Below are 26,475 nucleotides of genomic sequence, written 5' to 3'. Positions count from 1 at the left end.
GGCTAAACGACCTTTACTGATAGTTCACTATCACCTGTAAACCCTGCACGCGTACCGGCCGCTGGCCGGGGGACAGGGCAAATCGGAAGTGCAGCGGCGCATTAGCCAGCGCACCTTCCAGCGCGGTGGTGCTGCCACGCATGCCCGACAGTGCTACACAGCGCTCTGGGTGACACAGCCACGCGTTGATAGGCTGGCTGGGAGGCGCCTCGAACCGCCACTGAACACGGGACAGGGTCGCCGCCCCCAACGGGATGCCTGCCGGTGGCGCAATCGCCTGACTGTTGCTGGTGCGGTCACTCATGGCCACCAGTACGCCCGGCACGTCGCGACTCCAGCTGCCGGGGGTCGCCGCCTGTACGTCAAGCGACAGCAGGGCAGCACTCAGCATTGCGGCGAGCGCTAACCGCCCAATGCACGACTGTACAACGTTTTTCCACACCGGTAAGGCCATCGGTCTCATACGTTGGTCCCCATGCTGCATCATTTTCACCTCGGCGGACAGCCGTTCAGCGCGCTAGCAGTAGCAGCTCGATGTCCAAGTAGTGCGCGGCGGCATCACGCAAATTCTCCAGCAGCCCTTGGCGCGGTAGGTGCGGCTCGTGGAGCGCTAGCAGACGTCGCGGGCCGCCGTGCTCCCGCACTTGGCGAAGCACCCGATACATACTGGCGAAGGCATCGGCATCGCTGCTGACCCATAGCGCCCAGCGGGCATGCGCCTTCGCCAGCGTGGCCAGCGACGGCGTGTCGGCCATGACCACCTGAATCTTCCAATCCTGGGGGTCGCCTGCCCATTGGCGGCCCAACGCAGACCACTGCCCCAAGCGGCCGCGCACTTTATCCACCTGCGCGGCCCCCGTGTTCGGGAGCCCTACCACGACCAGCGGTTTTTGAGGGCGCGGTGGCGTCACCGTCGCGGGCTCGGCGGCCGAGGCAACCGTGGGTGCCATGGCGTCCTGGGTATGCACCGCGGCCTCTTCGGCAGTGACGGGCGCGGCAGGAGCCGCTGTTGCGTCCTGGGCATCTTGCGGCTCGTCCTCTGCGGCCCGCTGCTGGCGCTGCAGATCGGCCCATTTACGCAGGCCCGCCGCTTGATCTTGACCGCTCATTCCAAGCCCTCACGACTGACACTGCCTAGCTGACGAATGGCATCGCGGGCCATTAATACGTGCACCAAGGCGTCCAGCAGCGCGGTGTCGCGGCGTTTTCGCTGGGTACCTAGCAGACGCAGCAGATCGGCCCGTAAGGCTTGGGCCGCTTCGTCATCGGCCAGGTCCAAATGGCCCGCCACTGCGGCGGCACCGCTGGCCATGAGTAGCCGCAGCTCACTGCTCACTTCGCCGCCATCCGCTTCTTTCAACTGCTGCCAAGCCCGCTTGGTGAGCGCCGACAACCCGTCACTCTGTAACTGGGTGACCAGCAGCGATAGCACATCGCTTCCCAGTCGGGCAGGCGTCAGCCAGTAGCGGCGCACCACGCGCTTGCTGCTCTCTGGATCGCGAACCTCGCCGACCCAGGCCAGCACGGCGTTGCCAGCGGCATCTGTCGCCTCCACGTAGGCGGTCAGCAGCTGCATGCCTTGCCCGCGAAACCGAATGTTCACGGCGTGAGTGAGCGTACTCTCTTGAAACAGCGTGCGCAGGGTGTAGCGCTCGCCCTGACAGTGTACGCGTTGACTCGCGGACACGGCGCTGACCCAGGTCAAGTGTTGGTCGGCGAGCCATGCCAGCGTGTCTGGCTCCGGTAGAGCGGGCAGCAAGTGGACGGCAATGTCTGTCGGGCAGTGCGCCAAGCGTGGCTGCCATCCCGCCGGTTGGCGGTGCTGTAAACGCGTTAGCGCCAGCCAAGCGCCCTGTTCGTTCAGCGCCACGTCCGGCATCGACCAGTCGCAGCCACGCTCGTTGCGTCTTGGCGACCACACAATGCCCATCGCGTCATGGGTGGCCTGCGCGCCGGTCAGCAGCGCCTCCAGGCGCTGGTCCTGCACTACGCTGGGCAACGCAGCGATGTCCCAGGCGGCCTCTAACCGATGAAAATCGACGACCCGCTGACGCAACCGCGTCAGGACCGACGACAGCCTGCGTCCTTGGCCCAGCACGTCCCGGGACCAGCGCGGCAAGCTCACCGGCGCGGACCGGTTCGCCGAAACGTTGGAAGCACGGGTAGATAGCGCTTGATCGATCAACCCAGAGGGCGTTGCCACGGCCATGTCCTCGGGCACCTGCTGGCCGTATGAGCCAAACAGCACGCGCATACCGTGGCGCATCACGATATCCAGCACGGGTGCCAGCCGCCCGGCTTCGTCTTGCTTGGTGATGATGCAGTCGTCGAGTTCGGCTCCAGCGGCACGTGCCGCCTGACGATAGCGCAGCACCACTTCTTCGAGGGTCTCCGGCTGACTGGCGGCATTGAGCAGCAGCACCAGCCTGACGGTCGACTGCCCGCCCTGTAAATGCGCAATTTGCTCGATGACCCGCTGATCCCGCTGGCTCATGCCGACGGTGTCGATGATCACCCACTGCTTGCCTTGCAGCCGCCCTACCAGCTCGTCGATGGGCTGCTCGACGTCGAGGGCATACATGGGCGTATCCAGCAGCCGGGCGTAGATACGCAGCTGCTCGTGGGCACCGATCCGGAAACTGTCGGTGGTCACCAGGGCCACGGGTCGGGTGCCGTGGCGCATCACGAAGCGCGCCGCCAGTTTGGCCGTGGTGGTGGTTTTACCGACACCGGTAGGCCCTACCAGTGCCACGATACCGGTTTGATCGAAAAAGCGCTCTTCGTGCGTGAGCACCTTCAGGCGCGCCATGAGCTGCTCGCGCAGCCAGGCGGTAGCAGCGTCCTGGCTGCCTTCCCGTGTCATTAGCTCGTCGGGCAGCGCTTCGAGCACCTCATGGCTCAGCTCGGCGCTAAAGCCTACCCGCGCCAGCAGCTCTTGAAGGTGCTCGTAGGTCGTTTGTGCGCCGCGCGAGGGGTCGGCGACCGGCTGACGGCGGGAGAGCAACTCACGCATATCCTGCATTTCCCGTAACAGGCGCTCGCTCATCGCTTCCAGCGGGTCCGGCTGCGTCGGCAGCGAGAAAGCGGGGGCTGAGGCGGGAGCCGGTGCTTCACGGGGGGGCTCTACGGGGGTCGTCGGCGACGGGTCGAACTGATCGACGGCGTCGTCGGCCATGGCCAGAATTTCAACGCCGCCTTCGGTGCGGCGATTGGCGACGATTAGCGCATCGTCGCCCAGTACTTCGCGCACTTGGCGCATTACATCGCGACTATTTGCTCCGACAAAACGTCTCACGCTCATATGTCACCTGTTACCAATTTAGCGGCCACCCACGAGGGTGGTCACACGCAGGGTGCGGTCGTCGGGAATCTCGGCCTGGGACATGACCACCAGGTGGCGCATCCGGCGGCGCAAAAAGCGCGACAGCACCGCTCGCAGCGAGTGCTGAACGACCAGGACCGGCGCTTCACCACTGCCTTCGTGCTTCTCCAGCGCCTGCTGCGCCTGATTCATCAGCGTATCCGCCAGTCCCGGCTCCATGGCACCGTTACCGTTCATGGCCTGCATCAATACTTGTTCAAGCTGCGCATCGAGGCCCATGACGTGCAGCGTCTCTTGGCCTGCGAACCACTGCTGGGTAATCGCGCGACCCAGCGCGATACGCACCAGCGCAGTCAGCTCGTTGGGGTCTTTCTGCTGCCCAGCGTACTCGGCCAGGGTATCCAATACGGTGCGCATGTCGCGAATCGAGACGTCCTCGTCCAGCAAATTCTGCAGAATCCGCTGCAGTACGGTGAGAGAGATCGCTTTGGGCACCACTTCCTCGACCAGCGATTTTTGATCTTCGCCCAGCTTGTCCAGCAGCTTTTGCACTTCCTGGCGGCCCAACATTTCAGGAGAGTGGCGATGTAACAAGTGGTTCAGGTGCGTGGCAATCACCGTGCTGGCATCCACGACCGTGTAACCGTAGACCTGGGCATGCTCGCGCTGATTGGCGTCGATCCATACCGCGGGCAGACCAAAGGCGGGGTCTTGGGTCGGTGTGCCCTGCAGCTCCCCAGACACTTGGCCAGGGTCGATGGCGAGCCACTTACCGGGCTGCGCCTCGGCGCGACCGATTTCGGCACCCTTCATGGAAAGCACGTAGGTGTTGGGTGGCAGCTCTAAGTTATCGCGAATATGCACCACCGGCGGTAGGAAGCCCACCTCCTGGGCGAATTTCTTGCGCACGCTTTTGATACGCCCCAACAGCTCGCCTTTTTGCCGTGAATCCACCAGCGGAATCAAACGGTGGCCCACTTCCAGGCCCAGCGTATCCACCAGCTGGACGTCTTCCCAGCTGGCCTCTGGCGTTTCTTGAACCGGCGGTGGTGCCGTGGATATCTCTTCTTTGACTAGCTTATGCTCTTTGCGACGGATCAGATACCACGCCAAACCGCCCAGCAGCGCAGTGAAGACCAGGAACACGAAGTTCGGCATGCCGGGCACAAGGCCAAGCAAGCCCATGACCATGGCCGCCAGAATCATGACTTGGGGATTGACGAACAGCTGGCTGATCATCTGCTGACCCACGTCCTGCTCGGTGTTCACGCGGGAGACGGTAACGCCTGCAGCGGTCGAGATGACCAGCGCCGGAATCTGTGCGACCAAGCCGTCACCAATCGTCAGCAGCGTGTAGGTACGCGCGGCATCGGCAAAGCCCAGGTCGTGCTGCATCATACCGATCAGCAAACCGCCAATGATGTTGACCACCATGATGACCAGACCCGCCACTGCATCACCGCGGACGAATTTACTGGCACCGTCCATGGAGCCGTAGAAGTCGGCTTCCTGGGCCACTTCGGCACGGCGCTTCTTCGCTTCGTCTTCCCCGATCAGACCAGCGTTCAAGTCGGCATCGATGGCCATCTGCTTGCCGGGCATGGCATCAAGCACGAAGCGAGCGCCCACTTCGGCAATACGCCCGGCACCCTTGGTGATAACCATGAAGTTAATGATGACCAGAATGAGGAAGACCACCAACCCCACCGCGAAGTTACCGCCCACGAGGAAGGTACCAAATGCCTCGATGACCTTGCCCGCCGCGTCGCCGCCTTCGTGCCCTTCCATCAGCACCACGCGGGTAGAGGCAACGTTTAGAGAGAGTCGCAGCAGTGTCGTGAATAGCAGTACCGCCGGGAACGCCGCAAAATCCAGCGGCTTTTCGGCAAACATGCTGACCAGCAGCACCATGATCGACAGCGCAATATTGAAGGTGAACAGCAGATCCAGCGCGAACGGCGGGAGGGGCAGAATCATCATGCCCAAAATCATTAAAATCAGCAGCGGGCCAGCGAGCAGCTTCATGCTCACGTCGTTCATCCAGGGTCGCTGATTGATCAACTGGCTTAAGCCTTTCATGTTTGCGCCTCATTGCCACCGGCGCGACGGCCGGGACTGTCCATTTCCGGGGGAACCGGTAAATTATCGGGAGTGGGGGGCACCTCGCCTCCTTGCTGTGCAACGTGCTTCAGACGGTAGGCCCAGGCCATGACCTCGGCCACGGCGGTGTATAGCTCTGCGGGCACCTCGGCCTCTAAGTCCACATGATGATACAGGGCACGCGCCAGAGGCGCTGCTTCCAATCGCGGCACGCCGGCCTCTTCGCCTATGTCACGGATGCGGGCCGCCACGGCATCCGCCCCTTTGGCCACTAGCCGCGGAGCCCCCATGCGCCCCTCTTGGTACACCAGTGCCACCGCATAATGCGTCGGGTTGGTGATGATCACATCGGCTTCGGGCACTTTGCTCATCATGCGCCCACGTGCCATGGCCTGCTGCTGCTGGCGAATGCGCCCTTTGACGTGAGGATCGCCTTCGGAGTCTTTGTGCTCCTGCTTCACCTCTTCTTTGGTCATGCGCAGCTGCTTGGCGTTGTTCCAAAGCTGGAACGGCACGTCAATCAGGATCACCACGATCAATGACAAAACGATGAGCCCTGCCGCGAGCGCGGCCATGTTCAGCGCGCTCACCAGCGCCTGCTGAACGGGCTGATCCATCAACCCTAAGAAGCGCCCCATATTAAAATATAAAAAGCTAAACGCCACGCTCCCCACCAGCACCGACTTGGCAATCGCCTTGGCCAGCTCGGCCAGCGCCTGGGTGGAGAAGAGGCGTTTGATCCCCTTGATGGGATTGAGCTTCGAAAATTTGGGCTGCAGGGATTTGGCGGAGACGAGCCAGCCGCCCAGCAGAGCGGGAGCAACCAGCGCAATGACCGTGAGCAGAAGGAAGAGCGGCAGCATCGCTATCAGCGTTCGCTGGCCCAAGTCGAGTGCGTTGACCAGCATCGGCATGCTTTCCATGGCGTGGCGGCGCTCGAACAAGAACGCCTGCTCCATCACCATACCGAGCTGGTCGTAGAGCATCTGCCCCATGCCCCACAGACCCAGCACGCCTCCGAGCAGCATCATGAAGGTCGTCAGCTCTCGGGACCGAGGCACCTGACCCTCTTCCCGCGCTTTGTCCAAGCGTCGGGGCGTGGCCTCTTCGGTTTTTTCCTGATCGCTGTCGTTATCTGCCATGCTGTCATCCGGCTGACGAGTGGTCGGTTGACCAAAATAAGGCATACCATAAGCACAGCCGCCCTTGAGGACGGCTGAACTGAGGTCTTATTTTGCCAGATGCAGGGGGTTACAATGTGCTAATAACCCGGCATTAAAAGCCTAATTCGTCCAATAAGTCGTCTACCTGATCCTGTCCGGTGACGATATCGGGGGCGTTCTCTTTGACCTGAGGCCCGTTGAGCAGGTCTTCGTTACGGCGAGCGTTCTCGTTTTTCCACTGATCTTCGGCCTTGCGCTGCATCGTTTCACGCGCTTCTGCGCCGGGCACGTTGTCGATCAGCACCTGAACCAGCTGGTGTTCGATCTCGCGGATCACGTCCATCATCTTCTTGATGACCTGACCGGTGAGATCCTGGAAGTCCTGCGCCATCATGATGTCCAGCAACTCTTTGTTGGTCGCTGCCGTCATCTGCGGTACATCGCCCAGGTAGGTACGCGTCTCTTTGACCAGCGCCTTGGCGTCATCCAACTCCTTGGGCGCTTCGAACCACTCGGCCCAGCGCTTATCCAAGGCTTCGGCGCGTTCAGAGAGCTGGTCCTGCAGCGGCTGTGCACGGTCGATGGCATTGAGCGCCTTGTCCGCAGCCTGCTCGGTCATCGTCGCCACATAGTGCAGTCGGTCACGGGCGTCGGGAATCGCTTCGGCAGCCTTCTCGATCTCTTTGTCCAAGCCCAACTCACGCATGTTGTCGCGCAGCATGCGGGTGAGCTTACCGATACGAAAGATCAGGTCTTCAGCGGCTTCTTCGGACAGTTGGGCAGAACCACCCTGCTCATTCTGACTCATTGTGTTGTCTCCTCGTTAACCGAGCACCTTGGCTCAGCCGCGTCATTTACCCATTTTCTCGAAGATTTTATTCAGCTTCTCTTCCAGGGTGGCGGCAGTGAACGGCTTGACGACGTAACCATTGGCACCTGCTTGTGCGGCAGCAATGATGTTCTCTTTTTTGGCTTCCGCCGTCACCATGAGAACCGGCAGGTCTTTCAACGCATCATCCTGACGGATCTCCTTCAGCATCTCCAGGCCGTCAAGGTTCGGCATGTTCCAATCTGACACGACGAACTCAAAGTTGCCAGCGCGCAGCTTGTTGAGCGCGTCTTGCCCATCTTCGGCTTCATCCACGTTGGTAAAGCCAAGCTCTTTGAGCAGGCTGCGGACGATCCGGCGCATGGTGGGAAAGTCGTCTACTACCAAGAAGCTCATGTTCTTATCGGCCATGGGTCATCCTCTCACTAACATCATGTATTGGGTGACTGTCAATTCAGTCAGGGTTAAAACTCTTCCCACTCATCGTGGTGTTGGGGTGTCGCTTGACGCGGCGACGGCGTAGCGGCAGACGGTGCTGCTTTCCCCAGCGCGGGTTTGCTAGGCGCGCTCGACGCCGCGTCACGCTGCGGCGGTAACGCGCTGCGCGCGGACTGGGCGCTCACCACCTGAAAGACCGCGACGGCTTCCTCTAAGCGATTCGCCTGCTCTTCGAGCGACGCCGCAGCGGCAGAGGCTTGCTGCACCAGCGCAGCGTTTTGCTGCGTCACCTGATCCATCTGGCCAACGGCCTGACTCACCTGCTCGATACCATCGCTCTGCTCCTGAGACGCAGCGGAGATCTCATCCATGATATCGGTCACGCGGCGCACCGCCGTGACCACGTCGGTCATGGTTTGCCCCGCCTTTTCTACCAGAGAAGAGCCCTGGTTGATTTGGCTAACAGAGGCGTCAATCAGCGTTTTAATCTCTTTTGCGGCATCGGCACTCCGGCTAGCGAGGTTACGCACCTCGCCCGCTACGACGGCAAAGCCGCGCCCCTGCTCACCGGCCCGCGCCGCTTCAACGGAGGCGTTGAGCGCTAGAATATTGGTCTGAAAAGCAATCGAATCGATCACACTGGTAATGTCGGCCACTTTCTGCGAGCTCGTGGAGATACCCTGCATGGTCTCGACCACTTGCTGAACCACGTCGCCGCCCTGCTCGGCCGTGGTCGAGGCGTCCGCAGCCAAGGTGCTGGCCTGACGGGCATTGTCAGCGTTCTGCTTCACGGTCGCGGTCATCTGCTCCATGCTGGCCGCCGTTTGCTCGATCGAAGCAGCCTGCTGCTCGGTGCGTGACGAAAGATCCGCATTGCCGCTGGCGATTTCTCGGGTACCGTGGTGAATCTCGCGGCTGCCTTCGCGTACGCGTGTCACGGTCGCGCTGAGGTTCTGTTGCATGGTCGCCATGGCCGCGAAAAGGCGTCCAATTTCATTCTTACCGGCTTCGGGCAATGGCTGGGTCAGATCCGCCTCGGCAATACGATCCAGCCGTTGAACGGCATTGTTCAACGGCGCAATGACCGTACGGCGCAAGCCGAGATAGATCAACAGCGTGACCAGCAGGGCCAACCCAACGGCAAGAGCGTTAATCAGCGTAAAGGTATCGCCCTGGGACTCGGCATCGGTACGCGTTGTGTCGACGCGATCAAAAGCGTACTCGACAAACGCCGTGGTGCTTTCAGCAAGCTCGCTGAGGGGCTCTGCCAATTCACCGCGCAACTGATTGAAGGTATTGATATCCATGAACTCGAAGCTGGCGTGCTGCTGTTTGACCAGCTCGAGTACCGTGCGGAAATTGTCATCCACCGCCTCACCCAATACTTGCCCTTGGGGCGTACGTGGTGCGGCCGCGAACTTATTGAAGCGCTGCTCGGCCCGCTCGATGCGGTTGGCCGCCACATCGACCTGCTCGTTGGATTGCTGCGTACGCCCCACCATCAACAGATTCGACGCCGTTTCCATCGCCAGCATGGCCTGATTGAGCAGCGAATCCGCGCGGTTCAGCTCGTTGAGCTGCTCATTGCCAATCAAATTGAGCGTAGCCAGATTGGTTTGCGCGTTACGGTCGGCCATGACCCCTAGCCCGGCCACCACCAAAATGAGGGCGACGAAGCATGTAAGTGCCGTGACGACGGCGGCATGAATACTGAGATTGCGCAGCAAGCGAGTCATTGTTGTAGCTTCCCTTGTCAATATCTGTCCTGGTGATGATCGTTATCGTGTCGTCAAACGCGCTGGGCGCGACCGGAGGCGGCGATGAGTGCCATCAACCGTGACGGGATGTCGTCGAGCGCGACGACTTCGACGGCGCCGCCAACGGCAATCGCTTCACGAGGCATGCCGAACACCACGCAGGACTCTTCGTTCTGGGCGATGGTGGGCGCGCCTGCCTGGCGCATCTCCAACAGCCCCGCCGCGCCGTCTTTCCCCATCCCAGTGAGAATCACGCCGATGGCGTTCTTACCGGCATGCTTCGAAGCCGAGTGAAACAGCACATCGACCGACGGTCGGTGACGGTTCACCGGCGGTCCATCGTTGAGCCGGGCCACGTAGTTCGCACCGCTACGCGCCAGCTCCAGGTGCTGATCGCCGGGCGCAATGTAAGCGTGACCGGGTAGCACACGCTCGCCGTCGGTGGCCTCTTTCACGGTGATGCGGCACAAACGATCCAGACGCTCAGCGAAGGAGCGGGTAAAGCCCCCGGCATGTGCTGGGTGATCAAAATGGCAGGCGCGTTGGCAGGCAGCGGCTCCAACACCGCGCGGATGGCCTCGGTACCTCCCGTGGAGGCGCCGATGATGATGAGCTTTTCACTGGTCGTCATCGGCGCTTTTAACTGGCTGGGCGGGGGCGTGTTCTTATGACGCGCCTGACGCGGGCGAGAGCGTGCGGCAGCGCGGAGCTTATCGGCGATCTCGTTGGCGTACTCCATCATGCCGCTACGAATGCCCAGGCTCGGCTTGGCAACAAAATCCAGCGCGCCCAGCTCCAGCGCTCGCAGGGTGATTTCAGAACCGCTTTGCGTCAGCGATGACACCATCAGCACCGGCATCGGGCGCAAACGCATCAAGCGCTCCAAAAAGTCGAGTCCGTCCATACGCGGCATCTCGACATCCAGCGTCAGCACATCAGGGTTGTGCTGCTTGATCAAATCACGGGCAGCAATGGGGTCAGGCGCAACGGCGACGACTTCCATGTCGGGCTGTGAGTTAATGATTTCCGTCAGCAAATCACGAATCAACGCCGAATCATCGACGCACAACACTTTAATCTTGGCTGCGCTCAAAGCACGCCTCCTCTTACGGTAGCCATTGCCGCGTCGCTCGTGGGGGATAACGCCCACGGCCGAGCGAAGCGCGCATCTTTTGTTCACTTATTTCGCGAGGGTGTAAACCGTCTGCCCGCGCAACTTAAACGCATCGCTGATATACGAGAAGTTTTCGGAATGCCCTGCAAAAAGCAGACCGTCGGGCTTCATGAGCGGTGCGAACCGCTTCAAAATCTTGGCCTGCGTGTCTTTATCGAAATAAATCATGATATTACGGCAAAACACTGCATCGAACGGCCCTTTGACCGGCCACTGGGGTGCCAATAGATTGAGTGGCATGAACTCTACCAGTGCCGACACCTCCGGCCGCACACGGGCAAGCCCGATATGGTTGCCGGTCCCCTTCTGAAAGAACCGCTTAACCCGCGCTTCGTCGAGTTTGCGCACCTGCTCCTGGGGATAGATGCCCTTACGCGCTTTGGCCAACGCTTCGGTGTCGATATCCGTGGCAATGACCTTGGCCTGGGACGCTTTGGGCCCCAGGGTTTCCAACAGCGTCATGGCGATGGAGTAGGGCTCTTCTCCCGTCGATGCCGCCGAGCACCAAATGGTGACGGGATCAGGCTTGTGCTTGATGTGGTCGGCAAGCAGCGGAAAGTGGTGTGACTCACGGAAAAAAGCCGTGAGATTGGTCGTCAGCGCGTTAGTGAACGCTTCCCACTCTTTCGCGTCAGGCTGACGCTCCAGCCGCGACAGGTAGTCGGTAAAGCGCGTCATGCCGTGATGACGCAGCCGCTTGGCCAAGCGGCTGTAGACCATTTCACGCTTATGCTCGGCCAAAACGATGCCTGCGCGCTGATAAATCAACTCTCGAATACGCGCAAAATCCGCATCGGTCAGCACCAGATCACGCTCGATCTGTCCACTGGACGCCCATTGGCCGGCGTCGCTACCCCGTTCGCGTTGGTCTGTCAAAACTCTTCCCACTCCTCTACAGAGGCCATCTGCCGCTTCTTATGACTCGGCGCAGGCGTTGTGGCGCTGCTGATCTTGTCTGCCGCAGGCGGTGCCTTGGCGCTCGGTAAAGCGGCCATGCCAGATTGACCGGCTGGCGGCGTCAACGGCCCCTGGCTCGTGAGCCGGAACGCTTCCACCGATAGCGCCAACAGGCTTGCCTGCTGCTCTAATGCCATTGCCGCTTGCGCCGTTTCTTGAACGCGCAGGGCGTTTTGCTGTGTTGCTTGATCCATCTCTGCGACGGCCTGATTGACCTCCGCAATCCCGCTGCTCTGCTCTTCGGAGGCTGCCGAGATATCGTGCATGATGTGGGTCACGCTGCGGGCGGCGTCAGCAACATCAACGATGGCTGCTTCGGCTTTCTCTACCAGACCGGCACCCGCACTGACTTGCTGGTTGGATGCGTCGATCAACGAACGAATCTCTTGCGATGCCCCAGCACTGCGTCCGGCCAACTTGCGCACTTCTTCGGCCACTACGGCGAATCCCCGGCCATGCTCACCAGCGCGAGCGGCCTCCACCGATGCATTCAAGGCCAAAATATTGGTCTGAAAGGCAATCGAATCGATGACGTTGATGATCTCGGTCATTTTCTGTGAGCTTTGGGTAATCCGCTGCATATTGGCGACCAGTTGTGTCATCAATTCGCCGGTTTGTGTAACCCTTGTTGCATTATTATCGGCCAGCCGCCGCGCTTCTTGAGCATTATCACTGTTTTGCCGTACCGTCGTGGTCATTTCCTCCATACTCGAGGCGGTTTGCTGCAGCGATGCGGCCTGCTGCTCGGTACGCGACGAAAGCGCTTCGTTACCGCTGGCGATCTCTTTGGCGGCGGGCGTGACGACTTCGATGCCCCCTTTCACGTCACTAATGATGCTGCTCAGGCTTTTGCGCATGGTATTGAGCGAGTCCATCAACTGACCAATCTCATCGCGCCGTTTGGGCGGTACGCGGGCCGCCAGGTTGCCACCGGCAATTTGCAGCGTGAAACGCGAGGCGCGCTTGAGCGGCGTAATGATCGAGCGCAGCGTCACGACGCTGATGAGCACCAGCAGCAGTAGGCCTATGCCCAGCATCGCGGCCTGGGCCGTGAACATGGCTGTCTGGCCACGCTCGGCATCTGCGGCCATGGCCTCGGCGGCCGCCTGTTTTTGCGCTATCAGCTCGTTGACCATGCCCGATAGGGCACGCCCATCCTCATTCATGACGTTGATCACCCCGTCCAGGCCGGTGAAGGCTTGGTACGTCTCTTCGGCTTGTAGCACGCTTGCCGCTTGGTTCATGCCGTTCGTCAAGAAGGCTTGCAACTGTTCGTTGAAGGCATCGGCAAGCGGTGTCGCGTTCACGTCGCGGCGGTAGAACGCCTCCCACACGTTGGCCACTTCAGCGGCATTGTCAGCAACGGCCTCGCCCATCTCGAAGCGCTGGTTGATCAGTTCCATACGCTCGGGCTCGATCATCGATTGACGGGTCTGAGCGATGGTTTGGTCGATCTGCTGTAACCGAATAACGTCTCTGAGTCCGTCGTCGTTTAGCTCGCCCAACCGATCACCCGCCACGTTCAGGCCGTAAAGCCCTAATCCTCCGCTGGCCGTCAGTAGCGCTCCCGCGACCACCACCATGCCGATCAACTTGGCACGAATGGTGTCGAGCCGGGTGCGCTTGATACGCTGCCACACCCCTTTCTGGCGTACACGACCCTTATCGAGGTAGAGACGCTTTTGGCGCCCCTCACGCATGTCGGCATAGTGCCGTTCCGCTTGCGCAATCGCCTCACGGGTTGCCTGCACGCGAACCGAGGTGTAACCAATCACTTGGTCGTTTTCCACGATCGGCGTTACGCTGGCGTCGACCCAGTAGTGGTCGCCGTTCTTACAGCGGTTCTTCACCAGTCCCCGCCAGGTGTCACCGGCCTGAACGGTTTTCCAAAGATTTTCAAACGCGGGCGACGGCATATCCGGATGACGTATCAGGTTATGCGGTGCCCCGATCAGCTCGTCGTGCTGATAGCCGCTTATCTCGATGAACGCCGGATTGGCGTAGGTAATCCGCCCTTTCAAATCCGTGCGTGAGACAAGAAAATCGTCTTGTTTAAGCTCAACTTCCCGTTGAGTCACTGGCTGGTTATTACGCATCATGCTGCCTTATTGTTTATGTTGTGGCACGTCTTCGGGTCATTCTGGTGGCGGAAAAAGCCGCCCTCTTAAAAAGCTTCCCATTCGTCGGTGCTGGTGGTCGCGACGGGTTTCGCAACAGGCTGGGGGGCGCGAGGCGCGGGGGCGATAGCCGACGCGGCCGCTCGGGTGTGTGACAGCGTTTGACCGGTGCCTGCTACTTGGAAGCGTTCGACGGCTTCACGCAGACGCGCCGCCTCACTTTCGAGTTCGTTGGCACTGCGAGCGGCTTGCTGCACCAGCTGCGCGTTCTGTTGCACGACTTGGTCCATTTGGGCAACGGCCTGATTCACCTGACCAATACCATTGCTCTGCTCTTCGGAGGCGGACGCAATTTCATCCATGATATCGCTGACGCGTTGCACGGCGGCCACCAGATCCTGCATGGTCTGACCTGCCTGATTGACACGCTGGGTGCCGACATCCACTTTGCCGAGCGAGGTATCGATCAGCGTGCGGATCTCTTTGGCCGCGCTGGCGCTTCGGCTAGCAAGGCTCCGCACTTCCTGAGCCACCACGGCAAACCCTTTGCCGTGCTCGCCAGCGCGCGCCGCCTCGACCGACGCATTCAGCGCCAGGATGTTGGTTTGAAAGGCAATGTTATCGATCAGCGTGATGATGTCAGCGACCTGATGGGAACTGGCGCTGATCTCTTGCATGGTATCGACGATCTGACTGACTTCCTCGCCGCTGCGCCGTGCCGTGAGTGTCGCGTCACCCGCTAACTGGCTGGCCTGACGGGCATTGTCGGCATTGTGACTGACGGTCGAGGCGAGCTGCTCCATGCTAGACGCGGTCTCTTCGAGGGAGGAGGCCTGCTGTTCGGTACGCGATGAGAGGTCGTTGTTACCGCTGGCAATATGCTGCGAACGCTCGAAGATGGTCGTTCCACTGCGCCGGACGACACCAACGGTCTCGGAGAGCGAGCCTTGCATGTGCGCCATCGCGCTATAGAGCTTGCCGATCTCGTTATTACCGGGCGAGCGGATCTGTTGATTGAGATCTCCCTGCGCCATGCGCTCGAAATAACCCACCAGTCGATCTAGCGGGCGCAGCACGTTGGCGCTCACGCCCCACACCACCACCGCGACCGTGAGCAAGGTCATGGCGACCACGCCGATCAACACCCAGCGAATTTGGGTGGCAAAGGCGCTGAACGCCAGCTGCTGCGCCTGCGGGTCGTTGGCACTCTGGACGATGTTCGCCCCATGATGCAGCGCATAAAGCCCAATCCCACAGGCGATGAGTACCCAGACGCTGAAGGTGGCGAGCACCAGCCCCCAACTGAGTCGGACGGTCATGTTACTCATCAGTTGACGTACTAGCTGTGTCACACGCTTTTCTCCAAACACAACCGTACTGGCCAGCGCTATCCATGGCGCCAGAGCGGGTTGTTCATTGGCTCGAGACGGGCACGCTCCGTGTGCCCCGTGGCAGGTCGTTAGCGGTTACTGGTGCTGTCGACCAGTGCCATTTCTTCGCTGGTCAGCAGTTTGTCGATATCGACCAAGACGAGCATCCGGTCGTCTAGGCTACCGAGGCCGCTCAGGAAATCGGAGGAGAGCGTGACGCCAAACTCGGGCGCCGGCTTGATTTGATCCGGCGTCAGGGTCATGACGTCGGAGACGCCATCGACCACGATACCGACGATGCGATCGGCCACGTTGACGACGATCACCACGGTCTGGCCGCCGTACTCGACGTTATCCAGGTGGAACTTGATACGCAGGTCCACGATGGGCACGATCACACCGCGAAGGTTCGTCACCCCTTTGATGAAGTCGGGCGCATTGGCAATCCGGGTCACGTTTTCGTAACCGCGGATCTCCTGCACCTTCAAAATATCGATGGCGTACTCTTCATCGCCCAGCGAGAACACCAAAAATTCGCGATTTTCCGCTTCGGCGGCGGCTAGCACCGCCTCATTAGATGCTTGACTCATGACGGCTCAGCCTCCTTGTAATAAGAGAGATGGGGTGGATTAGCGACTTTCCCTGCTTCTTTTTTGGCACGGCTCAAACGGTGTAAGCCAGTGATATCGAGAATTAGCGCAACGCTGCCATCCCCCAAGATGGTAGCGGCCGATACGCCGGGCACTTTGCGATAATTGTCTTCGAGGTTCTTTACCACGACCTGCTGCTGGCCGATCAACTCGTCCACCAGCATGGCGTAACGCCGTCCTTCCCCTTGGACGATCACGGCAATGCTCTTGGTCGGGTCGGTAATGGCGTTTTCGACGTCCAGCACTTCGTGAATGGCGATGACCGGGAGGTACTCATCGCGCACCTTGAGTACCACGTCGTCTCCGGCCATGGCATACATATCGCCTTTGGCAGGCTGCAGCGACTCAAGCACGGTAGAGAGCGGCAGAATAAAGGTTTCGTTGCCGACTTTGATCGACATGCCGTCCAAGATGGCCAGCGTCAGCGGCAGCACGATACGTGTATTGGTGCCTTCGCCTTTCTTGGATTGAATTTCTACCCGGCCACCCATTCCTTGAATGTTCCGCTTGACCACGTCCATCCCCACGCCACGGCCGGAGACATCGGTCACCTCCTTCGCCGTGGAGAAGCCGGGAGCGAAGATCAATTGATAGACGTCCTCGTCCGACATGGTGTCCGAGACGTTCAAGCCGTTTTCACGGGCTTTGGCCAGCAAGCGATCACGATCCATGCCGGCACCGTCGTCGCGCACTTCAATCAGGATGTTGCCCCCCTGATGGCGGGCAGAGAGGACCAGCTTGCCGGTACGCGGCTTGCCCAGCGCTTCCCGCTCATCGGGCATTTCGATGCCGTGATCCAAGCTGTTACGCACCAAGTGCGTTAGCGGGTCGGTGATACGTTCGACCAAGCTTTTATCCAGCTCGGTGGATTTTCCTTCCGTCACCAGCTCGATCTCTTTACCGAGCTTGCCAGCGGTGTCGCGTACTACGCGAGGGAAACGGCTGAACACAAACTCCATGGGGATCATACGGATCGACATGACCGCTTCTTGCAGATCACGCGCGTTACGCTGCAGCAGGCTCATGCCATTTTGCAGTGAGCTGTTGCCCACCGACTGGTCGCCCAGGTCGCTAACCGTTTGATCGAGCATGGACTGGGTAATGATCAGCTCGCCCACCAGGTTGATGATCTGGTCGACTTTATCCACCGAGACACGAATGGAGGAGGACTCAGCAGCCGCTTTCTTGGGCGCAGCCTTCGTCGATTTGTTGGCGGGTGCTTTGGCAGGCGCTTTTTCCAGAGCCGGTGCGGCCGGTTTCTCTTCAACTACCGGTGCTTCTGCGGTAGGGGTGACGTTGTCTGCTTTCGCGTCGGGTGCTGGTGCCGCAGCGGGGGCTGCCTCGCCCAGCGTCGTGATTTCGATTTGATCCGGCTCGATGATGAAGCACATGACCGCTTCGATATCATCGGCACTGACGCCACCCGTCAGCGTGACTTCGTAGCGTTTTTCGTCCCCCGACTGGGATTGAATATCGCCTAGCTGCTCTAGCTCTTCGACGAGCAGTCCACGATCTTTATCACCTACGTTCAGAAGCGCCACTTTGAGCCTCTGCTCACCGCCACTGCTCGCGGACGCGGACGCGGTCTCTTTCTCTTCTTTGGGCGCCTCTTGTTTGGGTGCAGGGGCAGCCGCAGGAGCATCGAGCGTTTTGCCTATCTCTTCGAGGGCAATTTGCTGCAGCGTTTGGCAGATTCGCTCATACGCTTCTTGATTGGGCTCTTCCTCGTTGCGGTAGGCATCGAGCTGCTCGTGCATGATGTCTTTGGCCTCTAAAAAGGTATCCACGTGCTCCGCACGCAGGGTCAGTTCGCCTTTGCGAGCATGATCCAACAGGTTTTCGAAAATGTGCGTGGTTTTCTGTAGCACGCTAAAACCGAAGGTTCCTGCGCCACCTTTGATAGAGTGGGCTGCGCGGAAGATAGCGTTTAGCTGCTCGCTATCCGGATCATCGACATCCAGTTCCAGTAAGTGCTGCTCCATGTCGGCAAGCAGCTCTTCAGCCTCTTCAAAAAAGGTGTCAAAAAAATCCGCTATATCCATGCACCGCTCCACGTGAACGTCATATTTTTTTGTGACAAGCCGCGATTACCCTTCATCGTCGACCTGTGGCGTATTTGGTGGCACTTGTTCTGCTGGTACCGGCTCATCGAGCGCCGTGTCACTGGGCAAGGCGTCGTCGGGAAGCAGTGCCTCGGGCACCTCGCCCTCTGGCAGGGTGTCGTCCGCCGAGAGAATGCCTGGGTTGCGAATGGCTTCGGCGATCTCTGGCAGCAGCACGACGAGCTCGATACGACGATTGATCGGATCCGTGGGCGCAGTGTCAGACAACAGCACGCGATCCGCAAAGCCCGATACGCGTAAAAGCTGATCTGGATCAAGCCCACCGGCCACTAATTCACGACGCGACGCATTAGCACGGTCGTTGGAGAGCTCCCAGTTACTGTAACCGCGATAACCACCGGCATAAGGAACGCTGTCGGTGTGACCGCTGATGCTGAGATCGTTAGGTAAATCGTTCAACAACGGAGCCATGGTACGCAGCAGGCTGCGCATGTACGGCGCTACCTGATCGCTCCCTAACTCAAACATGGGGCGCTGCTCGGTATCCAGTAGCTGAATCCGTAACCCTTCCCGGGTTAAGTCGAAGCGCATCTGGTTACGCAGTTCACGCAGTTCCGGGTCACGCTCGATGGCGCGCTCGATACGCTCTTGCAAGTCATCGAAGAAGCGTCGTTCTTGAGCGCTGGGGCGAGTGTGCTGCAGCACGTCGATGCGCGCGCGCTCACCATCGCTGTGCGTAGGGTCAGGCCCACCACCGGGAATGACGCTGGTGCTTCCCGACATATCTCCCCCGGTAATGGCCGTGACGAGTGGGGTGCTAAAGTACTCCGCCACGCCCCGCCGAGTCTCTTCACTGGACACACTCAGAATCCACATCACCAAGAAGAGCGCCATCAGCGCGGTCATAAAGTCCGCCAGCGCGATCTTCCATGCCCCCCCATGGTGGGCATGGACCACTTTTTTGCGCCGGATGACAATCGGACGCTTATCCCCACCCTTACTCATGCATTACTGCCCTTTTTGGCGTCGCGCACGTACTCTTCCAATTCGGTGAAGCTGGGACGCTCTGCGGTATGCAGCGCTTTACGGCCAAATTCGACGGCAAGCTGAGGCGCATAGCCATGCAGGCTCGCCAGCAGCGTGACGCGGATACACTGCAGCATTTTCTCCGCTTCTTTGGCCTGACGGTCGGCGTAGCTCGCAATCGGGCTGATGAAGCCGTAACCCAGCAGAATCCCTAGGAACGTACCAACCAGTGCCAGTGCTATCATCTCCCCCATCTGCGCAGCGGTGGCGTCCGCATAGGTCAACGCCTTGATGACCCCCATGACCGCCGCCACGATGCCGAACGCAGGCATGGCATCACCCACTTTGGCAATGGCGTCGATGGGCACGTGCGCTTCCTGTTCGAAGACCTCGATCTCATGCAGCATCAGCTCGTCGATTTCCATGGGCTCCATACCGCCACTCACCATTAGGCGAAGATAGTCGGTCAAGAAGTTCATGATATGCGGGTCTGCCAGCACCGACGGGTGCTCTTGAAACAGCGGGCTTTCCTCGGGGTTGTCGATATCGCGCTCGATGCCAAGCATCCCCTCACGGCGTACCTTGGAGAGAATTTTGTACTGCAGCGCCATTAATTCCATATAGAGCGCTTTGTTATATTTTTTGGTTCGCTTTAGCCGCGGCAGAATTTTGAACGTTGCTTTGATGGCCTTGCCGTTGTTGGCGGCAATGAACGCCCCCACGCCCGCCCCACCGATCATCAGCAGCTCCGTCGGCTGATACAGCGGCCCCAAGCTGCCACCTGCCAGTACATAGCCGCCGAATACGCACACCAGTACGACCACATAACCTAAAAGAATCAGCACAAGCAGAGTCCTTGCGATATCAGTTTTTTCAAAAAGAGCAGGGCCTCAGGCTTGACCACACAGGCACCGCTCCATCCCAAGTGCTACTTAGCCACATCATACTAAGACGAGTGCGCTGTTTAATGAAAAAGTACCACCGCCTTTTACCGCTATCTAACCGTTAAAGAGGTAGTTTATTAATTCTCGGCCTCGCCGCTAGGGGCGTGACAATTTTATACGTTCAACGCGATGCTTTACGGGTCTTGCCAGCACGCGAGGGGGGCTGACAAATACCGCACACGTAATCGTGCGTCGGACTGTGGGCGTGAGCGACAAAGTGGCCTTCACAGCGCGTGCAGGTGGTCAGCTGTAGCAGATCGCTTTCAAAAAAGCGCACCAGTGTCCAAGCGCGCGTTAACCCTAATACTGGCTCCACATCCTCCAGCGAGATTTGCTCTTCGTACAAGCGATACGCCTTGACGAAAGCATCGATGCGCTCACAGCCCGCGCCTTTCAACAGCCCGACATAGATGTTGTAGAAAAAAGAGGAGTGCACGTTGGGCAGCCAAGTGACGAACCAATCTGCAGAGAATGGCAGCATCCCTTTGGGCGGCGACATGCCCCGCACCTCTTTATAAAGTTTGATCAGGCGCGTGCGGCTCAGCTCCGTTTCCGTTTCCAGCACCTGCAAACGTGCACCTAACTCAATCAGCTCGATTGCCAGCTGCACTTGGTGCATTTCATCAACCAAGCTCTTCTGGCTCACTTCGACTCTCCTGACGTTAGCGATGTCATCGGCTCACAGGCAGATAACAGCGACGCATGCAGGCCTGATAGCCCTTGATCCCTGGGGTTTTCGAGAATTTCGCGTAGCCGTTGACCACTCGAATGGCTGAACCGGCATACCAACTGATTGCTACGCGCAAGCTTGGTGAGCTGCCATGCATTGAGCGATACCAAAAGGTCGGCGAGCTCGCCGTCGATTTTTAGGCGAAACATGGCCGGCTCGCGATCTTCGCTTAGCAGGCGCTGCGCAAGTAGCAAATACGCTAAGTTAATTTCTTGAATCTCATCGAGAAAGCTTGTTTGACTCATAGTGTCCCATCGAACGACACAGGCGCGACATTGTGACCATTATACTGGCGCCATTGATGACTTTTTCTTACCCAGTATCATGGTTGCATACAACGCTTGTATTGGCTACTTGAGCCTTTCACGCTGATTCAGCCCTCCGTCCGATAGCTCGAAGACCCAGACGAGCAGCTCAGCGACGACTTGGTACAAACTGGCGGGTATCTCTGCATCCAAGTCCAATTGCATCAGTAGTGCTACCAACTCAGGGGCATCGTGTACGTAAATCCCCTGGCGCTGCGCTTCTGCCATGATGCGCTCCGCGAGTTCGCCATACCCTTTCGCGACCACACGCGGGGCTTGCTCTCCCTCTTGATAGGCCAGCGCGACGGCTTGGCGGCGTCGATCACCCGAGGTCGCCATCATCGCTCTCCAATGTTACATGTCTAACCATGACCTTAACTTTACGAAAATCGAACGCGCTCAATCGTTGTTCCAGCGCGCCCACCCCCTCTTCCAGGCGCTGCCGCGTCTCGGCGTCCTCGGCCGTTAGGTCGATCGTCAAGGCTCCCTGGTAAAGTGCAAGTGCAATGTTGAAACGCCCCAGGTTAGGGACATCGAGCTGCATTTCAGAACGCCACCCCTCGTCGGCTTCGCCCTCGTCACCCGCTCCCTCTTTTTGCCCGTCGCGGCCGGGCAGGTTGATGACGAGCGCCATAAAAATGCCCGCCCAAACATCACCTTCCCAACGCAGCGTCGGCGTTACCATCATCTCTAGCTGTTGACGCACCAGCCCTTGAAGACTCTCGTGCACAATCTCTCTTGGCCCACGACTCGACACGTCCCATTCGCTGCTTGCCGGCAGGGCGACAGGCAACTGGGGGAGCTCTCGACTGTTCGTCAGGGGCGATGGCACGGCATTGGGGCTGGGCGGCAACATGGCGGGCCGCTCCAGCAACGGTTGATTGCCTGTCAAAGGGGTCAGTGGGGTATTCGGCAAAATGGTGAATGGCGCGGTGCTTGTCACCAGCGCCGAGGCGGGCGCAGTGGCGGTGGCACTCAGCACTGCCGACGTGAAACTGGGTACGAAAACAGCGGCAGGGCGAGGCCCTGGCTGCATCTGCGGCTCACGCATCAACTGCTGCCGAGAGGTATCGCCTTGAAACCAGCGCTTGAGATGCGCTTCGTAAAAGAGCCCGCTATCACGAATGCTCGCCTCTAACCGATTGGCCACTACGGGTGCCGAAGGCGGCTCCTGCGTCGACATTAACGGGGCCTGGGGGCGCAGCACGGTGGGAGGCGCAGGAAAACGCAGCAACACATCGGCGATGGTGCGTGCGGCAGGGCTAAAGTGGGTTTGTGTCGAGCTGGGCGCATTACCGGGCAGCGTACCAGGAGGCGCCTGACGAAACCCATCGGGAGAGCCTGGCAGGCGCTTTAGGTCACCGAGTAGCGGTGCCAGTGGGCGCCCATCCAGCCCGGCATCTCCTTGCAGTGCTCGCGGACCGTCACCGGCATACACAGGTTGCACGGGGGCATTCAGCGCACGCTGCGTGGACACCTCGGCTTGGCGACCAAGCACTTGATGTAAAAGAGTGTCGATAAGCGGCGTAATGCCACTCACGATGCCCCCTTATCGCGAGAGGGGTCGCTCTCGTAACCGTTGTATGCTCCCTGCTGCGGCGCATACGCACGGTGCAGGTCGCGCTGACGCTGGGTCACGCCAATCAACTTACCAAGCTCATCGCGTCGGGCGACCAAACGGCGGCGAATCTCGACATCGTGCTCCAGGATTTGCTCCAACAGCTCGGACTTGCGCTGCTTGGCCTGAGCATCGAGCACCACCGTGACATCTAATTCACGCACCTCTTCGACCAGCACTACATAGTTGCTGCGCTGCTCGATCAGTTCTGCCCACTTTTCTGCGTTGGCGAGCTCGTGCATATAGTGCACGCGCACCAACAGCTTTGCATAGGCATCCAGGAGTGCCTGCTGCGAATGACGATGGGCTGTTTCGGAAGCTGCCATGCTTGCCTCATGCACTCTGCTGTTGACCGATTTCACGCCAGGCGGAAGCGATATCTTCAAGCAACCGTTCGGCTTGATTGAGGCTCTCTTCGTCGTTGCGCAGGTTAGCCGTCAACAGCAAGCGAGCAATGTAGTCGTAGAGCGATGCAAGTCGCTCGGCAATCACACCACCTTTCTCATGGTCGAGGGCAGCTGCCAAACCGTTATTGATGATATCGAGGGCTTTGGAAATCGAGCGCCCTTTCTCTGCCCGATTACCAGCCTGCATGTGAATACGCGCCGCACGGATGGCTGCCTGAGCACCGTCAAAGAGCATCACGATCAGCTGATGCGGATCAGCAGACATAACACCACTTTCAACGCCGACACGGGCATACGCATTTGCACCACGTCCGTTAGCGGCGCCACCGCGAGTGTAAGTCATTAGCGGGCACTCCTGTTTGAGGTAAAACCACAGCCGCGCCCATCGCGGCAAACGGCTGTTTCATCTTGATGGTTGAGCGTGCTTGCTCACTTACTGAATATATCGGCGCAGGCAGCGCGGACTTTAAGCCTAATTACGTTTTAATTTTGGCCGGTTGCACTGCCCTGGTGCTTTACGTTGAGACCGCCACTTCTCGAATGGGTTTACCCAAACGCTCCAAGACATCACCGCGAACAACCGCTCCCAGAGTGTCACGCATGGGCGGCTCTGACTGCTGCGTCAGCACCACCTCCGACGGCGCGCCACTCTCATCGAGGCGTAGAATCCAGGCCAACTGCTCGCTCGAGAAGAGCGCCAGCGAGCCCACCGGCAACGTTTTGAAATGCTCGATGTAACGCTTGATCCAGCGCGGGTCGAACTGGTGAGGATGCGCGAGAAGATGACGATAGATCTGCTGAGCCGTGCGCGCAGGACGATCGGCCCGATCACGCCGCATGGCTTCGACCACGTCGACGATCGCACTCGCTTTCGCCAGCTCGTTGATATCGTCTCCCGTCAACCCTTCTGGATAACCGCTGCCGTCGAGACGCTCATTGATTCCGCCAATCACCGCCTGCGCCACGGTGGCAGACAGCCACTGACAGGTATGCAAACGCGCCAATAGCAGTGATACGTGCTCGCTTAACGCGCGGCGGTGGTTCGCCTCGAAGTGGGGCGCCTTGAACACCACCTGAGGGACCAGCGCCTTGCCCAGGTCGTGCACCAGCCCGCTCGCCACAATCGCTTTGCGCACTTCTCGGGGCATGTTATCGCCCACCAAATCCAGCAAATGCACCGCGACGGCAATCCCGTGGCGCACCAGCAGTGGCTCCAAAGAGAGGCAGCGAGAGGCAAAAAGCAAGCCCTCACGATCCTCTTCGTGAAGCATCAACAAACGATCTGCGTTGCGCGACAGCTGGCGCGAATCGATGTCACTCCCCTGCTGTAACAGCAGCAGCTGAGCATCCAAATACGCCGCCACTTTGACCAAGCGGCGCGCCATCGGCGTCGCGTAGCGGCGAATATCGCGTCGTCCTACATGCTCGGTATCCGGCGTCCGCCGACCGGGCTGCTCGAAGAGTGGCGACGGCTGACGCTCTTCCTGAACGTCCTTCTTATAGCGCGATGCCTCGCGTTCGATCTCGCAGACGAAGTACCAAATCTGCCGCTCTTGCTCAGACGTGCAGCCGGCAAAACGGAAGCCAACGCGAAGCAAGTGGCGCTCAGGATCGGTCTTTTGGTGACGGGCGACCGCGTGAACTTCAAAATAAGTGCCGTTTGGAAAGGTAAAAGCGAGCTTCAGCGGCGCATCGGTCTCGGCCAGGACACCGCTGGCCGTCAGCGGCAATTCGAGCTGACAGCCGTCTTGAGATAGGTCGCGCAGCTCTCCCAACGCGTTGTCGCCCCCCTCCCCAAACACGGTTGCCGCAACCACCATACCCATGCGCAGTTCGGCACGGTAAGATTCACGACGCTGCAACACGTCAACCGAGGCCGGATAATCACTACAGCATAAAAAACGACCGCCAGAACGGCGGGTTTCGGTCAACGAGAGAAGCGGCGTTCTGACCACTTTCCCCTGGGACTGACCACGTAGGAAGAACTGCTCCCCCTGCTGCAAACGACTGAGCAGATAATCAACGGACGACAGATCCATGACGAGCGTGTCGCCCTCGTGCTGCTCCATCAACACGATAGGCTCGGGCCGCGCATCAGGAGTTGCCAAGCACAGAGAAACGCCGCCGCTCTCGATCATGGTATTTAACAGAGAGCTAATGGCCGACGGACTCGTGACGCTCTCGTACTCATCTTGCTGGACTTCCATGCGTGCCTCGCTTTCCCCGAACGCGTTATGCGTTAACACTCATCACAAAGCAGCAGAGCATAACAGAAGCTTTTATGGAGCCGTATGCCCGCCATAGGGCTAATAACACTTTCTTTTCGTCTATAGTAAAAACTATAAAGTTGGCGGCAAATACGCCGATAGACTTCTGAAGAGGCTCATCACCGAACGGTAAACGGCCTCGCGCCTTTACTCGGTTACGTTACCCAGCCATGACAGGCTTAGCTTAAAGAGGAACGTTGTACATGGGCCCACTCATCATCGACTCAACCACACCCCCGCTCGTCGCTGCTCTACCCCAGGAACGCTCACGCATCGACACTCACTCCGCCAAGATCGCGGCCATCACGGAGGCACCTTCGGACGCCGAACAGACCACGAAAGACGCCCTGATCGAGCCCCTCCAGCGCATCAATGACGTCATGCGACCGCGAGGGCTAGAGTTCGATATCAGCGAACACTCTTCACGCATCATCACCCGGGTCATCGATCGTGAAACGGGCGATGTCATACGTCAGATACCCGCCGAGGAGCTACTGCAGATGGCTGAGCGTCTGGAGGAGTTACAAGGCAAGCTCATCTCGCTACAGGCGTAACAACAAGGCATCCGACCCTCTCATCCAGACCGAGCGCCCAAGGATGAGCGCTACCACCAAGAGATGACAGACCATCAACTGCCCTATGCCCATGCCGACCTCATGTCCCGTCGACCTAAGCCAGTCGCATTACACCTGCATGTTCATGACATCGCGGTAGGCGGTTACTAAGCGGTTGCGCACCTGCATCCCCATTTGGAAGGCCACGCTCGCTTTTTGCATGTCGACCATGACATCGTTGAGCTCGATGTTCGGCTCGCCAGCCTGAAAGGCCATGGCTTTTGCATTCGCCGACTGCTGCAAACGATTGATGCGCTGGATAGAGGCCTGTAGCTCGCTGCCAAAGCCAGACTGCCCGACCGCCGTCGTCAGTTGCTCGCCCTTGATAGGCTGGGCCGCTTGGGCGGCGAGCCCCTGCATCTGCTGCAGCGCAGACTGTATGGAAGGTGAACTCATACGCTTGCCTCAATGTGCGGGTGTTCATTTAATGCCGCAAGCCTACCATCGGTACGAAAAGCCTCATACGAACAAATGCGTGTGAAAAGCCAAGCTTTTCGTTCATTTATGGTCGACGCACCCCCGGATAATGGCGTCCATCACAATTCCGCTTCATTCTTTCAGCGGATAACCGCGATTGACGGATATAGCCTATGCCTTCTTTGGTGATGCGCCTTGGTCGACCCC

At 59.2% G+C, this 26,475-nt stretch carries 24 protein-coding genes and 1 pseudogene; 1 reads left to right on the top strand and 24 read right to left on the bottom strand.

The annotated features are described in order from the left end of the window. Positions 1–13: 13 nt before the first annotated feature. From CTT34_RS00625 to CTT34_RS00515, 23 genes and pseudogenes are all read right to left on the bottom strand, one after another. Positions 14–463: a flagellar protein FlhE gene (locus CTT34_RS00625; RefSeq protein WP_253019273.1), complete on the bottom strand. Its 450-nt coding sequence runs from the start codon at positions 461–463 to the stop codon at positions 14–16. Between the two features lie 46 nt (positions 464–509). Next, positions 510–1,109, bottom strand: coding sequence for a hypothetical protein (locus tag CTT34_RS00620; RefSeq protein WP_159340620.1), 600 nt, complete (start codon positions 1,107–1,109; stop codon positions 510–512). Next, positions 1,106–3,301 carry a flagellar biosynthesis GTPase FlhF gene (flhF, locus tag CTT34_RS00615; RefSeq protein ID WP_159340619.1) on the bottom strand — a complete coding sequence of 732 codons (2,196 nt, stop codon included), beginning with the start codon at positions 3,299–3,301 and terminating at the stop codon, positions 1,106–1,108. Before flhF ends, CTT34_RS00620 begins: the two co-directional genes overlap by 4 nt. A gap of 18 nt (positions 3,302–3,319) precedes the next feature. Then, the gene (gene flhA, locus CTT34_RS00610; protein WP_159340618.1) at positions 3,320–5,401 is read right to left on the bottom strand and encodes a flagellar biosynthesis protein FlhA; all 2,082 of its coding nucleotides are present in this window, start codon (positions 5,399–5,401) and stop codon (positions 3,320–3,322) included. Beyond that, positions 5,398–6,564 carry a flagellar biosynthesis protein FlhB gene (flhB, locus tag CTT34_RS00605; RefSeq protein WP_159340617.1) on the bottom strand — a complete coding sequence of 389 codons (1,167 nt, stop codon included), beginning with the start codon at positions 6,562–6,564 and terminating at the stop codon, positions 5,398–5,400. Before flhB ends, flhA begins: the two co-directional genes overlap by 4 nt. 133 nt (positions 6,565–6,697) lie before the next feature. After that, a complete protein-coding gene (cheZ, locus tag CTT34_RS00600; RefSeq protein WP_159340616.1) occupies positions 6,698–7,393 on the bottom strand; it encodes a protein phosphatase CheZ in 696 nt (231 codons plus the stop codon). A gap of 42 nt (positions 7,394–7,435) precedes the next feature. Then, positions 7,436–7,825, bottom strand: a complete 390-nt coding sequence (gene cheY, locus CTT34_RS00595; protein WP_139527816.1) for a chemotaxis response regulator CheY — start codon at positions 7,823–7,825, stop codon at positions 7,436–7,438. A gap of 53 nt (positions 7,826–7,878) precedes the next feature. Next, the gene (locus CTT34_RS00590) at positions 7,879–9,588 is read right to left on the bottom strand and encodes a methyl-accepting chemotaxis protein (RefSeq protein ID WP_159340615.1); all 1,710 of its coding nucleotides are present in this window, start codon (positions 9,586–9,588) and stop codon (positions 7,879–7,881) included. A gap of 53 nt (positions 9,589–9,641) precedes the next feature. Next, a pseudogene (locus CTT34_RS00585) lies at positions 9,642–10,702 on the bottom strand (protein-glutamate methylesterase/protein-glutamine glutaminase). Between the two features lie 87 nt (positions 10,703–10,789). After that, the gene (locus CTT34_RS00580) at positions 10,790–11,659 is read right to left on the bottom strand and encodes a CheR family methyltransferase (protein ID WP_159340614.1); all 870 of its coding nucleotides are present in this window, start codon (positions 11,657–11,659) and stop codon (positions 10,790–10,792) included. Further along, complete coding sequence (locus tag CTT34_RS00575) at positions 11,656–13,836, bottom strand: methyl-accepting chemotaxis protein (protein WP_159343670.1); 2,181 nt, start codon at positions 13,834–13,836, stop codon at positions 11,656–11,658. Before CTT34_RS00575 ends, CTT34_RS00580 begins: the two co-directional genes overlap by 4 nt. Positions 13,837–13,904: 68 nt before the next feature. Then, positions 13,905–15,185, bottom strand: a complete 1,281-nt coding sequence (locus tag CTT34_RS00570) for a methyl-accepting chemotaxis protein (RefSeq protein WP_167520887.1) — start codon at positions 15,183–15,185, stop codon at positions 13,905–13,907. Positions 15,186–15,316: 131 nt separating this feature from the next. Continuing rightward, positions 15,317–15,817, bottom strand: coding sequence for a chemotaxis protein CheW (gene cheW / locus CTT34_RS00565; protein WP_044629561.1), 501 nt, complete (start codon positions 15,815–15,817; stop codon positions 15,317–15,319). Beyond that, the gene (gene cheA / locus CTT34_RS00560; protein WP_159340613.1) at positions 15,814–17,919 is read right to left on the bottom strand and encodes a chemotaxis protein CheA; all 2,106 of its coding nucleotides are present in this window, start codon (positions 17,917–17,919) and stop codon (positions 15,814–15,816) included. The genes cheW and cheA overlap by 4 nt, the downstream gene beginning before the upstream one ends. Before the next feature lie 45 nt (positions 17,920–17,964). Continuing rightward, positions 17,965–18,945 carry a flagellar motor protein MotB gene (motB, locus tag CTT34_RS00555; protein WP_159340612.1) on the bottom strand — a complete coding sequence of 327 codons (981 nt, stop codon included), beginning with the start codon at positions 18,943–18,945 and terminating at the stop codon, positions 17,965–17,967. Beyond that, positions 18,942–19,811, bottom strand: coding sequence for a flagellar motor stator protein MotA (gene motA / locus CTT34_RS00550; protein WP_159340611.1), 870 nt, complete (start codon positions 19,809–19,811; stop codon positions 18,942–18,944). Before motA ends, motB begins: the two co-directional genes overlap by 4 nt. Before the next feature lie 220 nt (positions 19,812–20,031). Further along, positions 20,032–20,556, bottom strand: a complete 525-nt coding sequence (flhC, locus tag CTT34_RS00545; protein ID WP_159340610.1) for a flagellar transcriptional regulator FlhC — start codon at positions 20,554–20,556, stop codon at positions 20,032–20,034. Next, entirely contained in the window at positions 20,553–20,885 is a 333-nt protein-coding gene (gene flhD, locus CTT34_RS00540; protein WP_159340609.1) for a flagellar transcriptional regulator FlhD, read from the bottom strand. The genes flhC and flhD overlap by 4 nt, the downstream gene beginning before the upstream one ends. A 105-nt stretch (positions 20,886–20,990) precedes the next feature. Beyond that, positions 20,991–21,284 (bottom strand): EscU/YscU/HrcU family type III secretion system export apparatus switch protein, encoded by a 294-nt coding sequence (locus CTT34_RS00535; RefSeq protein WP_159343668.1) that lies wholly within the window; start codon positions 21,282–21,284, stop codon positions 20,991–20,993. After that, entirely contained in the window at positions 21,268–22,485 is a 1,218-nt protein-coding gene (gene fliK / locus CTT34_RS00530) for a flagellar hook-length control protein FliK (RefSeq protein ID WP_159340608.1), read from the bottom strand. Before fliK ends, CTT34_RS00535 begins: the two co-directional genes overlap by 17 nt. After that, a complete protein-coding gene (fliT, locus tag CTT34_RS00525) occupies positions 22,482–22,889 on the bottom strand; it encodes a flagellar protein FliT (protein ID WP_159340607.1) in 408 nt (135 codons plus the stop codon). Before fliT ends, fliK begins: the two co-directional genes overlap by 4 nt. 7 nt (positions 22,890–22,896) lie before the next feature. Further along, entirely contained in the window at positions 22,897–23,313 is a 417-nt protein-coding gene (gene fliS / locus CTT34_RS00520; RefSeq protein ID WP_159340606.1) for a flagellar export chaperone FliS, read from the bottom strand. A 172-nt stretch (positions 23,314–23,485) separates the two neighbouring features. After that, positions 23,486–25,177 (bottom strand): HD domain-containing phosphohydrolase, encoded by a 1,692-nt coding sequence (locus tag CTT34_RS00515; RefSeq protein WP_159340605.1) that lies wholly within the window; start codon positions 25,175–25,177, stop codon positions 23,486–23,488. Between the two features lie 263 nt (positions 25,178–25,440). On the opposite strand from CTT34_RS00515, the gene CTT34_RS00510 reads away from it, so the two are divergent. Continuing rightward, on the top strand, positions 25,441–25,791 hold the full coding sequence (locus CTT34_RS00510; protein ID WP_159340604.1) for a flagellar protein FlaG: 351 nt from the start codon (positions 25,441–25,443) through the stop codon (positions 25,789–25,791). A gap of 129 nt (positions 25,792–25,920) precedes the next feature. Here the strand turns inward: CTT34_RS00510 and fliE are convergent, their stop codons facing one another. Next, complete coding sequence (gene fliE, locus CTT34_RS00505) at positions 25,921–26,247, bottom strand: flagellar hook-basal body complex protein FliE (protein WP_159340603.1); 327 nt, start codon at positions 26,245–26,247, stop codon at positions 25,921–25,923. Positions 26,248–26,475 lie beyond the last annotated feature (228 nt).

The organism is Halomonas meridiana, assembly GCF_009846525.1.
Classification (GTDB): Bacteria; Pseudomonadota; Gammaproteobacteria; order Pseudomonadales; family Halomonadaceae; genus Vreelandella.
Note: the sequence above shows the minus strand (reverse complement) of the source record. Positions and strands in the feature narration are given on the sequence as shown.